Source organism: Nocardioides fonticola (assembly GCF_039536805.1).
Lineage (GTDB): Bacteria > Actinomycetota > Actinomycetes > Propionibacteriales > Nocardioidaceae > Nocardioides > Nocardioides fonticola.
The window spans coordinates 18,419-31,379 of the sequence record NZ_BAAAZH010000010.1; the positions used below are offsets into that span (position 1 = coordinate 18,419).

The window sequence follows — 12,961 nt, forward strand, 5'->3', positions numbered from 1 at the left end:
CGGTGGTCGAGGTGCGAGCGCAAGCGAGCCGTCCCGGTGGTCGAGGTGCGAGCGCCAGCGAGCCGCGAGACCCCCGCACCCGAGCGCCCACCGGTACCGCACGGCGTTCGTCCCACCGGGTCTCGCGGCTCGTCGCTGGCGCTCCTCGCACCTCGACCACCGGCGGCTGGCGCTCCTCGCACCTCGACCACCGGCGGCTGGCGCTCCTCGCACCACCTCGACCACCGGCGGCTGCGCTCCTCGCACCTCGACCGGTCGTTCCGTGGCGTTCAGCGCTCGAGCCGACACACGAGCAGCGTGTCGAGGCCGTGGTCGCTGCGATGGGACGCCGTCAGCCGCAGGCCGGCCGCCTCGGCGCGGGCGCCGAGGAGCTCGGGGGTGCGGAAGGAGTCGTGATCGCGGGGGAAGTCCTGCCGCGGCCCGGGTGCTCCGGCGGCGACGAACGTGGCGGTGAACGCGACCCCGCCAGGACGCAGCACGCGTCGCCACTCGGCCAGGGCGGCCGCCGGGTCGGGCAGCAGGTGCAGCACCGTCACGCAGGTGACCACGTCGACCGAGGCGTCGGGCAACGGCAGCCGCGTGGCGTCGGCCCGGGCGAGCAGCAGCGTGGGATCGGCGGCCCGGGCCCGGGCGAGCATGCCGGGGGAGAGGTCGATGCCGACCCGGCGTCCGCCGGTGGGCAGTGCGCGCAGCACGAGTGCCGTGCCGGTGCCGACGTCGAGCACGACGCCACCGGGAGACGCGTCGGCGGCGAGGCCGGCGACCTCGGCGGCGATGCCCCGGTGCATGGGGTTGTCGTCGTAGGTCGGGGCGCGATCGTCGTAGTGACGGCGTACGGCGTGGGTCATGTCACCTCCCGGGAGTGGCCATCCTCGCGAGCGCCGGGGAATTGGTCCAGACCGGGTCTGGTTGGAGGATCGTGACCGTGACCCGGACCGCCACCTCGTCCACCGAGACCCGAGTCGACCGCTCGCCCGCCCCGCTCGACGCCCGCCGCGCCACCTTCGCGATCCTGGCGCTGGCGCTCGGCGGGTTCGCGATCGGGACGACGGAGTTCGTGACCATGGGGCTGCTGCCCCAGATCGCGGACGGCGTGGGCGTCTCCGAGCCCACCGCCGGGCACGTGATCTCGGCCTACGCCCTCGGTGTCGTGGTCGGCGTCCCGATCCTCAGCTTCCTCGGCGCCGGCCTGCCGCGCCGCACCCTGCTGGTCGGGCTGATGGGGTTCTACGCGCTCTTCAACGTGGTGAGCGCGGCCGCCGGCAGCTACGGGCTCCTCACCGCCGCCCGGTTCCTCGACGGCCTCCCGCACGGGGCCTACTTCGGCGTGGCGAGCCTCGTGGCCGCCAGCGTCGTGGCACCCGAACTCAAAGGTCGCGCGGTCGCCAGCGTCATGCTCGGCCTCTCGGTCGCCAACGTCGTCGGCGTCCCGGCCGCCACCTGGCTGGGGCAGCACGTCGGCTGGCGGGCGGCCTACCTGTCCACCGCCGGCATCGCGCTCGCCACGGTGGCGATGACGCTGCTCTTCGTGCCCGACCGCCCCGGCGACCCCGAGGCCACCGGACGCCGCGAGGCGCGCTCGTTCTTCACCAACCGGCAGGTCTGGTGGACCATGGCGGCAGGCGCGATCGGCTTCGGCGGCATGTTCGCGGTCTACTCCTACATCGCCACCACGGTCACCGACATCGGCGGCCTCGGCGAGGGCACCGTGCCCGTCTTCCTGCTGGCGTTCGGCCTCGGCATGGTCGCGGGCACCTGGGTCGCGGGCGAGCTGGCCGGCTGGTCGGTCTTCCGCTCCCTCATCGGCGCGGGCGTCGGCTCGGCGGTCGTGATGGTGCTCTTCTGGCTGCTCGCGCCGTACGGCTGGGCGCTGCTCCCCGTCGTCTTCCTCATCACCGCCATCGGCTCGGTGCTGGTGGTCAACCTCCAGTTGCGCCTGATGGACGTCGCCGGCGACGCCGTCACCCTCGGCGCCGCGATGAACCACGCGGCCCTCAACATCGCCAACGCGCTCGGCGCCTGGATCGGCGGCCTGGTCATCGCGGCCGGCTACGGCTACCGGGCACCGGCGCTGGCCGGTGCGGCCCTCGCCGTGCTGGGGGTCGGCATCCTGCTGGCCGCGGCGGCCAGTCACCGTCGAGCCGAGACGGCGGCGCCCGCCGCCCACTAGGTTGCGGGCGTGCTCCCACGCCCGCTCCGTCGCGCCGTCATGGCGCTCGTGCTCCTCACCCCGCTGCTGCTCGTGGCGCCTGCTGCGCCCGCCGCACCCGCGCAGGCCTCCGAGCCCGCCCCGCGTCCCCAGATCGCCGAGGGCCGCGTGCTCGACGACCTCGGCCGGGTGCTCGTGCTGCACGGCGTCAACATGGTCGCCAAGCTCGACCCCTACGCGCCCGACGAGCTCGGCTTCGGCCGGGACGACGCCCGGTTCCTCGCGCGGCAGGGCTTCACGACGGTGCGCCTCGGGCTGATCTGGAAGGCCGTCGAGCCCCAGCCGGGGCAGTACGACGACGCCTACCTGGCCCGCATCCGCAGGACGACGCGGGTGTTGGCCGACCACGGCATCCGCACGCTGCTCGATTTCCACCAGGACCTCTACCACGAGCGGTTCCAGGGCGAGGGCGCCCCGGATTGGGCGGTCCTCGACGACGGGCTGCCCTCGCAGCCCCAGCTCGGCTTCCCGAACAACTACTTCGTCAACCTCGGTCTCAACCGGGCCTTCGACAACTTCTGGGCGAACGCCGCCGGCCCGGGCGGCGTCGGACTCCAGGACCGGTACGCCGCCGCATGGGCGCACGTGGCGACCTTCTTCCGCGGCACCCCCGGCGTGCTGGGCATCGACGTCTTCAACGAGCCCTGGCCGGGCACGGGGTGGCAGCTGTGCATCAACCCGCTCGGCTGCCCGACCTTCGACGGCCGCCTGGAGGCCTTCACGCAGCGGGTCGTCGACGCCGTCCGCGCGGTCGACCCGGCCACGCCGGTGTTCTACGAGCCGAACGTGCTGTTCAACAACGGCGTCGCCACGCTGGTGACGCCCACGGGCACCGACCTGGGGTTCTCCTTCCACGACTACTGCCTCACCGCCGACCTCGGCCTGGACGCCGTGGGGCTGCCCACGGGCGAGGACGACCCGCTGTGCGGCACCTTCGACGACCTCGTATGGCGCAACGCCGCCTCGCACATCGCCGGCACCGGCCATGCCGGCCTGCTGACCGAGTTCGGCGCGACCTCCGACACCGCGGTGCTGCGCGACATGGTGGCTCGCGCCCAGGCCGCCGACGTCGGCTGGCAGTACTGGGCCTATTGCGGCTGCGACGACCCGACGACGACCGGGCCGGGCGCCGAGCAGGCGCTCGTGACCGATCCGGCCGCGCCCCTGCGCGGCGACAACATCGACCGCGCGAAGCTGCGCGCCCTGGTGATCCCCTACGCCCAGGCCGTCGCAGGGACGCCGTCCGGCTCGACCTACGACCGCGGCACCCGCACCTTCACCACGGGCTGGGACGTCGCCCGCATCGGCGGCGGCACCTTCGACGCCGGGGCCCGCTCCCGCATCGTCGTCCCGCGGCCGGTCTACCGCGACGGCTACCGCGTGGAGGCGACCGGCGCCCGCGTCGTCTCGCGCCCCGGTGCCCGGGTGCTCGTCGTGGCGCAGCGTCCCGGCGCCCGCGAGGTGCGGGTCACGGTCACGCCCCGCTGACCCCGCAGACGCACCCGGGCGGGCAGGACCCGGTGGCGCGGCGTGGGGGAGCGATCGGGGAGAATGCCACCCATGTCCGTCACGCCCGACGTCGAGCCCGCCCTCGCCGTCCCCGCCGCCCCTGCGGGCGCACGACCCCGGGTGCTCTCCGGCATCCAGCCGACCGCCGACTCCTTCCACTTCGGCAACTACCTCGGCGCGCTGCGCCAGTGGGTCGACCTGCAGCGCGACCACCAGCCGTTCTTCTTCATCGCCGACCTGCACGCGATCACCGTCGAGCAGGACCCCAAGGTGCTGCGCGAGCGGTGCCTGCGCTCGGCGGCGCAGCTGATCGCGATGGGCATCGACCCCGAGCGCTCGGCGATCTTCATCCAGAGCCACGTGCCCGCCCACGCCCAGCTGGGCTGGGTGCTCAACTGCCTGACCGGCTTCGGCGAGGCCCGCCGGATGACCCAGTTCAAGGACAAGTCGGCCAAGCAGGGGGAGGGGGCGGCCAGCGTCGGCCTGTTCACCTACCCGATCCTCCAGGCCGCGGACATCCTGCTCTACCGGCCGCACTACGTGCCGGTCGGTGAGGACCAGCGCCAGCATCTCGAGCTCACCCGCGACCTCGCGCAGCGCTTCAACCACCGCTACAAGAAGACCTTCCGGCTGCCCGAGCCCTACATCCTCAAGGCCACCGCGAAGATCGCCGACCTCCAGGACCCCACCTCGAAGATGTCGAAGTCGGCGTCCTCGCCGGGCGGCATCATCGAGCTGCTCGACCAGCCATCGGTGAGCGCCAAGAAGATCCGCTCGGCCGTCACCGACTCCGAGGCCGAGATCCGCTTCGACCCCGAGACCAAGCCCGGCGTCAGCAATCTGCTGACCATCCACTCCGCCCTCACGGGCGAGGCGATCAGCGCGCTGGAGGAGCAGTACGCCGGCCGCGGTTACGGCGACCTCAAGAAGGACCTCGCCGAGATCGTCGTGAACTTCGTGACGCCCTTCCGCGACCGCACCCTCGAGCTGCTCGACGACCAGACCTACCTCACCACCGTGCTCAAGCAGGGCGCGGCCCGGGCCAACGAGGTTGCCGAAGCGACGCTGCGCGACGTCTACCAGCGCGTGGGTTTCGTCGCCCCGGGCGCGTGAGCCTGCGCCGTGACCGGCTCGCCTCGTAGGGTGGCGGGCGTGGTCACCATCGGCGTCGCTGTCGCCATCCCCGCTCCGTGGGGTCCGCAGCTCCAGGCCTACCGGGCCTCGGTCGGTGACACCACCGCCGCGATGATCCCCACCCACATCACCCTGGTGCCGCCGATCGAGGTCGCCGACGACGATCTGCCCCGGGTCATCGGCCACCTCGAGGACGTCGCAGCCGGGGCCGACGGCTTCACCGTCCACCTGCGCGGCACCGGCACCTTCCGCCCGGTCTCGCCGGTGGTCTTCGTGACCCTCGCCGAGGGGATCTCCCAGTGCGAGCAGCTGGCCGACGCCGTCCGCCGGGGCCCGCTGGAGGTCGACCTCGACTTCCCCTACCACCCGCACGTCACCGTCGCCCACCACCTCGACGACGCCGCGCTCGACCGCGCGTTCGCCGAACTCGCGGACTTCGAGTGCCGCTTCGCCGTCGAGGAGTTCCATCTCTACGCACACGACGCGGGGGAGGGGTGGCAGCCCACCCACGGGTTCCGGCTCCGACCGCAGGGGTGACCCGGGCATGGTCGATGCCGCACCGGGCAGGCTCGCCCGTGTGAAGGAACGTCTCGCCCGGCTCCGCGAGCGCCATCCGGTGCTCGACCACGTGATCCGCATGCAGGAGCGCTACGGCGCGACCGGCGCCTCCCAGCAGGCGGGCGCGGTCACCTACTTCGGATTCCTGTCGTTCTTCCCGGTGCTCGCGCTGGCGTTCTTCACCGTCGGGGTGGTCTCCCACATCTACCCCGACGCCGACGACACCCTGACCTCCGCGCTCGACTCCGTGCTCCCCGGGCTGCTCTCCGGCTCCGACGGCATCTCCCTCGACGACATCCGCACCTTCTCCGGGCTCGCCGGCGTGGTCGGCCTGCTCGGCGTCCTCTACAGCGGCCTGGGCTGGCTCTCGGCGCTGCGCAGCGCTCTGGAGGCGGTCTTCGAGACTCCGCCGACCGCGCGTCCGGGTTTCCTCGCCGGCAAGCTGCGCGACCTGGCGACCCTGCTCGTGCTCGGCCTGGTGCTCTTCGTCAGCGTGCCGGTCGCCGGCTTCGTCGGCGGCTTCTCCGGCGACCTGCTGGACGCCGTCGGGTTGGACTCCACCTTCGGCTGGGTGGTGCGCCTGCTCACCGTGCTGCTGGGCCTGGCCGCGAACGCCGTGCTGTTCTTCGCGATGTTCCGCCTGCTGGCCGCCGCGGCCGTGCCGCCCCGGTCGCTGTGGTCGGGGGCCGCGCTCGGTGCGGTGCTGTTCGAGGTGCTCAAGCAGGCCGCCACGCTGCTCTTCGCCGCCACCACGGGCTCCCCGGCCTTCCAGGCCTTCGGCGTCGCGCTGATCCTGCTCGTCTGGATCAACTACTTCAGCCGCCTGGTGCTCTACGCGGCCGCCTGGGCGGCCACCACCGCCGAGGCCCGGGCAGCGGCACCGGAGCCCGTGGTCGCTCCGGTGCACGGACCGCCGCTGCCGTCGGGTCCCGACGCGGCGCGCTCGAGCGCCGAGGAGGTGCCGCCGTGGCGCTCCTTCGCCGTCGGCACGGCGGTGGGGGCGGTGGCGGGCGCCCTCGTCGGCCGCCGGCGGGCCTGACCGGTCCAGACCAGTGCCCCCTTTCGCGGATCGATCGATCCGCGGACGGCGCCGCGCGCCCCGTCGGCCGGGTGGCGACGGCGTCGGAGATCCTCCGATCCGGGCGTTCGCGGTCCTCGGAGGGGCCGTCAGGCCCGCCTGGTGCGGCAGGATCGTCTCGTCGCCTCCGGATCCCCCCGGCCCGGATGCGTCGGTCGGCTCGGTGCGCACGCATGCATGGGGAGAAACATGGGGTCGTGCGCCCGAGCCGACCGTGACCGTCCGGTGGCGGCTGCCGCGGCGCCGGCAGAGGGCCGCTCGAGGGCCGCTCGGCCGACGACTCCCCCGTTCAGCGCAGCCGTCACCGGCGATGCATCGACCCCGACATGCTGGCCGCGAGCGCGGTGACGGCGGGCGCCGCGCGTCGGGCGAGCTGCGTGGGATCCTCGCTGGGATCGGCGAGCACGAGCCGCACCACGAGCGCGACCACGGTCTCGGCGAGGGGGTCCTCCGGCTCGATCCCGAGCTGCTCGGCGGTCAGTCGCACCAGGACGTCGTCGTCGGTGCGCGGTTGCGGCACGCTCAGGTCGGCGAGGTAGGGGGCGCCGGTGAACCGACGTGGCACCGTGAAGGCGCAGACGCGCGCCAGGTGCTCGACGAGGTCGCCGGCCGGGTCGAGACCCGCGAAGCGGTGCGCGGCCTGATCGCGGAAGATCGCGGCCGCCAACTGCTGCTTGCCCGGGAAGAGCCCGTAGAGCGTCGACTCGGAGATGCCGGCCGAGCGGGCCACCTGCGCCATCGTGACCTTCTCGAGGCCCTGGGCGCCGAACAGCTCGGCGGCGACCTGCAGGATGACCCCCCGGGTGCCGGTGCGGTCGGAGGTGCGGCGTGCCAGGGCGCGCGCCTCGGTGGGGTAGTAGTTCACCTCGGTGAGGCGGTCGTCGAGGTCCTGGGTGTCGCCGACGATCCGCAGCAGCAGCATGCCCATGGCCGAGGCGGCTCGCCAGTACTTCTCGACGTCGGCGGACTCCGGGTCGACCCGATCACGCAGGACGTAGCCCATGACGAGGGCGGTGTTGAACGCCACGTAGTCGCGGGGGGTGATCGGCGGGCGGGTCTCGCGACCCCAGCTCGCCAGCATGGTCTCCAGGTGCGGCACGAAGGCGTCGTCGACCATGTGCAGGAACTCCTGGTACCGGAGACGTCCCTCCTCCCCGGCGTAGGCCCACAGGGTCGAGCGCAGCAGCTGCTCGTCGTCGTCGCGCAGGCGCCGGAACTCGGCGATGTGGAACGTCGCGGTGTTGTCCATCGGCAGCGGGCTCGGCGCGACGTAGCCGATGCTCTGCTCGAAGGAGGCCTGCTGGAACCGCGAGGTGTCGTAGAGCCAGTCCAGCAGGGCGGTGGCGAAGGACTCGACGTCGCCGAACTCGCGGAAGAAGGACGTCGGGCTGCTGCCGGCCCGCTTCGCGATGGTGCGGACGCCGATGCCGCGCAGCATCGCCGGCAGCTCGAGGGTCTGCAGTTCGGCAACGGCAGCGGCCAGCAGCCTGACGCGCAGGGCGTCTGACTGCTGGCCGCTCATGGCACCAGACTAGGTGGGGTGTCGCCCGCCCCGGCGGACCGGCACGGGCCGATCACGGGGCTGTTCGACGGGGACCGGTCAGCGACCGGCCTTGATCGCCGTGCGGAGGTCCTTGTTGAGCTGGCTGATGACGTCCAGCGGGATCTCCTTGGGGCAGGCCGAGGCGCACTCGCCGATGTTCGTGCAGCCGCCGAAGCCCTCGGCGTCGTGCTGGCCGACCATGTCGACCACGCGCGAGTACCGCTCGGGCTGGCCCTGCGGCAGCTCACCGAGGTGGGTGATCTTGGCCGCCAGGAACAGCGACGCCGAGCCGTTCGGGCACGCCGCCACGCAGGCGCCGCAGCCGATGCAGGTGGCCACGTTGAAGGCGCGCATGGCCTTCTCGCGGGGCGCCGGCACCGAGTTGGCCTCGGGGGCCGAGCCGGTGTTGGCCGAGATGTAGCCGCCGGACTGGATGATCCGGTCGAAGGCCGACCGGTCGACCACGAGGTCCTTGATGACCGGGAACGCCTCCGAGCGCCACGGCTCGATGGTGATGGTGTCGCCGTCCTTGAACGAGCGCATGTGCAGCTGGCAGGTCGTGGTGACCTCCGGGCCGTGCGCCTGGCCGTTGATCATCAGCGAGCACGAGCCGCAGATGCCCTCGCGGCAGTCGTGGTCGAAGGCCACGGGCTCCTCGCCCTGCGCCGAGAGCTGCTCGTTGAGGATGTCGAGCATCTCCAGGAAGCTCATGTCGGCGGAGATGCCGGAGACCTGGTAGGTGTGCATGGCCCCGGCGGACGTGGCGTTGGGCTGACGCCAGATCTTGAGGGTCAGGTTCATGTCGCTCACGCGGGGATTCCTTCCTGGGATGAAGCACATTCGCCCGTGATCCCCGGGGTCCCCGCGGCGTTGTCGGCCGGGGGAGCGGAGCGGGGGAGGTCGAGAACGTCGTGGGGTGTCCTCACTTGTAGGACCTCTGCTTCATCTCGATCGCGGTGTAGATCAGGTCTTCCTTGTGCAGGACGGGCTGGCCGTCCTCGCCGCCGAACTCCCAGGCGGCGACGTAGGCGAACTCGTCGTCGTGACGCAGCGCCTCGCCGTCCTCGGTCTGGGACTCGGCCCGGAAGTGGCCGCCGCAGGACTCGCGGCGGTTGAGGGCGTCGATGCACATGAGCTCGCCCAGCTCGATGAAGTCGGCCACGCGGCCGGCCTTCTCCAGGCTCTGGTTGAGGCTGTCGGCGGTGCCGAGGACCTTCAGGTTGTTCCAGAACTCGTGCTTGAGCTGGCGGATCATGTCGATCGCCTTGCGCAGACCCTCCTCGGTGCGCTCCATGCCGCAGTATTCCCACATGATGTGGCCGAGCTCCTTGTGGAAGGAGTCCGGGGTGCGGTCGCCGTTGATGGAGAGGAAGCGCTCGACGCGGGTCTTCACGGCCTGCTGGGCCTCGACCACGGCCGGGTGCGACTCCTCGACCTTCGGGAACGGGCCGTCGGCGAGGTACTCGCGGATGGTGTTCGGCAGCACGAAGTAGCCGTCGGCCAGACCCTGCATGAGGGCCGAGGCGCCGAGGCGGTTCGCGCCGTGGTCGGAGAAGTTGGCCTCGCCGGTGACGAACAGGCCCGGGATGTTCGACTGCAGGTGGTAGTCGACCCACAGGCCGCCCATCACGTAGTGCACGGCGGGGTAGATGCGCATCGGCACCTCGTAGGGGTTCTCACCCGTGATCCGCTCGTACATGTCGAAGAGGTTGTCGTACTTCTCGCGGATGGCGTCCTCGCCCAGACGCTTGATGGCGTCGGAGAAGTCGAGGTACACGCCGCGGCGGAAGTCGCCGACCATCGGGCCCACCCCGCGACCCTCGTCGCAGACGTTCTTGGCCTGACGCGAGGCGATGTCGCGGGGGACCAGGTTGCCGAAGGAGGGGTAGATCCGCTCCAGGTAGTAGTCGCGGTCCTCCTCGGGGATGTCGCGGGGGTCCTTCTCGCAGTCCTCGGCCCGCTTGGGCACCCAGATGCGGCCGTCGTTGCGCAGCGACTCCGACATCAGGGTCAGCTTCGACTGGTGGTCGCCGGAGACCGGGATGCAGGTCGGGTGGATCTGGGTGAAGCAGGGGTTGGCCATGTAGGCGCCCTTGCGGTGCGCGCGCCACGCGGCGGTGACGTTGGAGCCCATCGCGTTGGTCGAGAGGTAGAAGACGTTGCCGTAACCGCCCGAGGCGAGGACGACGGCGTCCGCGAGGTGGGTCTCGATCTCGCCGGTGACCAGGTCGCGGGCGATGATGCCGCGGGCCTTGCCGTCGGCCACGATCAGCTCGAGCATCTCGTGACGGGTGAACTGCTGGACCGTGCCGGCCGCGACCTGGCGCTCCATGGCCTGGTAGGCGCCGATGAGCAGCTGCTGACCCGTCTGGCCACGCGCGTAGAACGTGCGGGAGACCTGCACGCCGCCGAACGAACGGTTGTCGAGCAGACCGCCGTAGTCGCGGGCGAACGGCACGCCCTGGGAGACGCACTGGTCGATGATGTTCGCGCTGACCTCGGCCAGGCGGTAAACGTTCGACTCGCGGCTGCGGTAGTCGCCGCCCTTGACGGTGTCGTAGAAGAGGCGGAAGACGGAGTCGCCGTCCTCCTTGTAGTTCTTGGCCGCGTTGATGCCGCCCTGGGCCGCGATCGAGTGCGCGCGGCGCGGGGAGTCCTGGTAGCAGAAGGACTTCACGTTGTAGCCGGCCTCGCCGAGCGTGGCGGCGGCGGCGCCACCGGCCAGACCCGTGCCGACGATGATCACCGTCAGCTTGCGGCGGTTGGCCGGGTTGACCAGGCGGTTCTCGAACTTGCGGGTCGTCCAGCGGTCCTTGATCGGACCGGTCGGGGCGACGGGGTCGACGATCTTCTCGCCGAGCGTGTAGTACCCGTGGGCATCGTCGGACTTCTGGTCGGGCGCCGCGTTGAGTGCGGTGAGCCCGTCGTGGAGGGTGGAACCAGCCATCGTGCGCTCCTTACTTCTCGATGATGCCGAGCAGGACGGACAGGGGGACCAGCGAGAAGCCACCGGCGATCACGACGGCGACCACCCAGCCGGCCAACTTGGCACGCTGGCGGGCGAGCGGGGAATTGGTGAGGCCCAGGGTCTGCAGGGCACTCCAGGTGCCGTGGTGCAGGTGCAGGGCCAGGGCGGCCATGGCCGCGAGGTAGATGATCGTCATCCACCACACGTCGAAGGTGTCGACCATGAGCCGGTAGGGGTTGTCGGTGGCGCCACCGGAGGGGTTGATCTTCACGATCGTGAAGTTCAGGAGGTGCCACACGAGGAACACCAGCAGCGTCACGCCACCCCAGCGCATGGTGCGGGAGGAGAACGACGAGCGGATGTTCTTCTTCACCGCGTACTTCACCGGACGCGCCTTGGCGGCACGGCTGGAGAGGATCGCGGCGCTCGTGACGTGCACGATCAGGGCGAGGATGAGGCCGAGCCGGATCACCCACAGGAGACCGGACTCGGGCAGCATCGGCTCACCGATGGTGCGCAGGTGATGGGCGTACTCGTTGAACGCCTCCTCGCCGGAGAACGCCTTGAGGTTGCCGTACATGTGCGTCAGCACGAACAGGATGAACAGGATGCCGCTGGCGGCCATCGCGATCTTCAGCGAGATCGTCGATCGGGTCGCGCGCGCTCCTCGGACCAGAGTCGGGGTTGCCACGAATGACCACGGTACCGCCCGTACCGAGTGACCGAGGCCACGGGGAGTGTGAGATAGATCCGGTTACCGTCCGGTCACTCCGCCGACGGCGTCCGGATAGTGTCCTCGGCCCGCTCGGTGGCCGCCTCGCGTACTGCCGGCCCGGTCACTCGGCCGGCCACCTCCAGGAGATGGGCCTCGAGTTCGTCGACGGCGCTCGCCCAATCGCGGCCGAGCGCGATCTCGCGGCCCCGCGCGCCCAGCAGCCCCCGCCGGGAGTCCGCCGCGACAGCGGCGACGGCCCGCGCCAGCGCGGCGTCGTCCCCGGGGTCGTGGAGCAGGCCGGTCTCGAGCGGGACGACGACGTCGCGCGCGCCACCGCTGCGGGGGGCGACGACCGGCACCCCGCTCGCCCCGGCCTCCCGGAGGGCGTGGCAGCAGGTCTCCTGCTCGCCCGGGTGCACCAGGACGTCGAGGCTGGCCATCGCCACCGTCAGGTCGCCGGTCTCCAGGGCGCCGGTGAACTTCGCGCCCGGCAGACGGCCCGCGAGCCAGTCGCGCTGCGGCCCGTCGCCGATGATCACCGGGCGGATGCCGGGCACCTCGGCCAGCGCGGCGAGGGAGCGGACGCCGTGCCGCTTGTGCAGGCTGCCGACGTAGCCGACGACCACCTGCGGGCCGGACGCCGAGCGGGCGCGGGCCCAGTGGTCGTGGAGCCAGTCGTCGCGCAGGGCCGGGGTGAAGGCGAGCGGGTCGACGCCGGGCCGCCACGTGCGGGCGGAGACGCCGAGCGCGGAGAAGCGGGACGCGAGCCAGGAGGCCGTCACGACGACCGCATCGGCACGCTCCGCCACCCGCGTGCGCCAGTACTCCCAGGTGAGGTCGGGCAGCGGGGAGGTCTGGAGCACCACGGCCGGCAGGCCCAGGGCGCGGGTGTGCTTCAGCGCCTTGCGGCCGACGCCGCGTGGGCCGGTCGCGGGGGTCACGGCGAGCACCAGGTCGGGGCGGAAGGAGTCGATGGCCGTGCGCACCTGGGGTGCGACCGGGGCCAGCGGGCTGATCCGGGTGACCCGGCTGCGCCGGTAGGTCGTCAGGCCGGGCGCCGGCGCGACGATCGCGACCTCGTGGCCCCGGGCCAGGAGTTCGTCGGTCGTCGCCTTGACGGTGGTGGTCGTGCCGTCGACGGCGGGGTAGAAGCTCTCGGTCGCCAGGAGGATCCGCAGTCCCATGGGCCCACGCTGGCGCCCCCGCCCGACACCCCCGTATGCATCCGGCGGCGCGGGGGCGGCGTT

At 72.0% G+C, this 12,961-nt stretch carries 11 protein-coding genes; 5 read left to right on the forward strand and 6 right to left on the reverse strand.

Features of this window, described 5'->3' with window-relative positions; genetic code table 11:
• Positions 1–269: 269 nt before the first annotated feature.
• A complete protein-coding gene (locus ABD671_RS05455) occupies positions 270–848 on the reverse strand; it encodes a class I SAM-dependent methyltransferase (protein ID WP_344732244.1) in 579 nt (192 codons plus the stop codon).
• A gap of 77 nt (positions 849–925) precedes the next feature.
• Here ABD671_RS05455 and ABD671_RS05460 point away from each other — a divergent pair, with 77 nt between their 5' ends.
• The 5 genes from ABD671_RS05460 (at position 926) to ABD671_RS05480 (ending at position 6,449) form a co-directional block, all read left to right on the forward strand.
• Positions 926–2,170 carry an MFS transporter gene (locus tag ABD671_RS05460; protein WP_344732245.1) on the forward strand — a complete coding sequence of 415 codons (1,245 nt, stop codon included), beginning with the start codon at positions 926–928 and terminating at the stop codon, positions 2,168–2,170.
• Between the two features lie 9 nt (positions 2,171–2,179).
• Positions 2,180–3,697: a cellulase family glycosylhydrolase gene (locus ABD671_RS05465; RefSeq protein WP_344732246.1), complete on the forward strand. Its 1,518-nt coding sequence runs from the start codon at positions 2,180–2,182 to the stop codon at positions 3,695–3,697.
• Between the two features lie 72 nt (positions 3,698–3,769).
• Positions 3,770–4,831: a tryptophan--tRNA ligase gene (gene trpS, locus ABD671_RS05470; protein WP_344732247.1), complete on the forward strand. Its 1,062-nt coding sequence runs from the start codon at positions 3,770–3,772 to the stop codon at positions 4,829–4,831.
• 39 nt (positions 4,832–4,870) lie between these two features.
• Positions 4,871–5,389 (forward strand): 2'-5' RNA ligase family protein, encoded by a 519-nt coding sequence (locus tag ABD671_RS05475; protein WP_344732248.1) that lies wholly within the window; start codon positions 4,871–4,873, stop codon positions 5,387–5,389.
• 40 nt (positions 5,390–5,429) lie between these two features.
• Positions 5,430–6,449 carry a YhjD/YihY/BrkB family envelope integrity protein gene (locus ABD671_RS05480; protein ID WP_344732249.1) on the forward strand — a complete coding sequence of 340 codons (1,020 nt, stop codon included), beginning with the start codon at positions 5,430–5,432 and terminating at the stop codon, positions 6,447–6,449.
• A gap of 340 nt (positions 6,450–6,789) precedes the next feature.
• Here the strand turns inward: ABD671_RS05480 and ABD671_RS05485 are convergent, their stop codons facing one another.
• The 5 genes from ABD671_RS05485 to ABD671_RS05505 all read right to left on the reverse strand — a co-directional run bounded on the left by ABD671_RS05485 (position 6,790) and on the right by ABD671_RS05505 (position 12,898).
• A complete protein-coding gene (locus ABD671_RS05485) occupies positions 6,790–8,010 on the reverse strand; it encodes a TetR family transcriptional regulator (protein ID WP_344732250.1) in 1,221 nt (406 codons plus the stop codon).
• 78 nt (positions 8,011–8,088) lie between these two features.
• Positions 8,089–8,832 (reverse strand): succinate dehydrogenase/fumarate reductase iron-sulfur subunit, encoded by a 744-nt coding sequence (locus tag ABD671_RS05490; RefSeq protein WP_344732503.1) that lies wholly within the window; start codon positions 8,830–8,832, stop codon positions 8,089–8,091.
• A 121-nt stretch (positions 8,833–8,953) separates the two neighbouring features.
• The gene (locus ABD671_RS05495) at positions 8,954–10,978 is read right to left on the reverse strand and encodes a fumarate reductase/succinate dehydrogenase flavoprotein subunit (protein WP_344732251.1); all 2,025 of its coding nucleotides are present in this window, start codon (positions 10,976–10,978) and stop codon (positions 8,954–8,956) included.
• A 10-nt stretch (positions 10,979–10,988) separates the two neighbouring features.
• Positions 10,989–11,690, reverse strand: coding sequence for a succinate dehydrogenase cytochrome b subunit (locus ABD671_RS05500; RefSeq protein ID WP_344732252.1), 702 nt, complete (start codon positions 11,688–11,690; stop codon positions 10,989–10,991).
• Between the two features lie 74 nt (positions 11,691–11,764).
• The gene (locus tag ABD671_RS05505; RefSeq protein ID WP_344732253.1) at positions 11,765–12,898 is read right to left on the reverse strand and encodes a glycosyltransferase; all 1,134 of its coding nucleotides are present in this window, start codon (positions 12,896–12,898) and stop codon (positions 11,765–11,767) included.
• Between the last annotated feature and the right edge of the window lie 63 nt (positions 12,899–12,961).

Excerpts from the sequence above, each read along its gene's own strand:
- ABD671_RS05455 (WP_344732244.1), bottom strand. The coding sequence starts at position 848 with ATGACCCACGCCGTACGCCGTCACTACGACGATCGCGCCCCGACCTAC.
- ABD671_RS05495 (WP_344732251.1), bottom strand. The coding sequence starts at position 10,978 with ATGGCTGGTTCCACCCTCCACGACGGGCTCACCGCACTCAACGCGGCG.
- ABD671_RS05505 (WP_344732253.1), bottom strand. The coding sequence starts at position 12,898 with ATGGGACTGCGGATCCTCCTGGCGACCGAGAGCTTCTACCCCGCCGTC.
- ABD671_RS05490 (WP_344732503.1), bottom strand. The coding sequence starts at position 8,832 with ATGAACCTGACCCTCAAGATCTGGCGTCAGCCCAACGCCACGTCCGCC.
- trpS (WP_344732247.1), top strand. The coding sequence starts at position 3,770 with ATGTCCGTCACGCCCGACGTCGAGCCCGCCCTCGCCGTCCCCGCCGCC.
- ABD671_RS05485 (WP_344732250.1), bottom strand. The coding sequence starts at position 8,010 with ATGAGCGGCCAGCAGTCAGACGCCCTGCGCGTCAGGCTGCTGGCCGCT.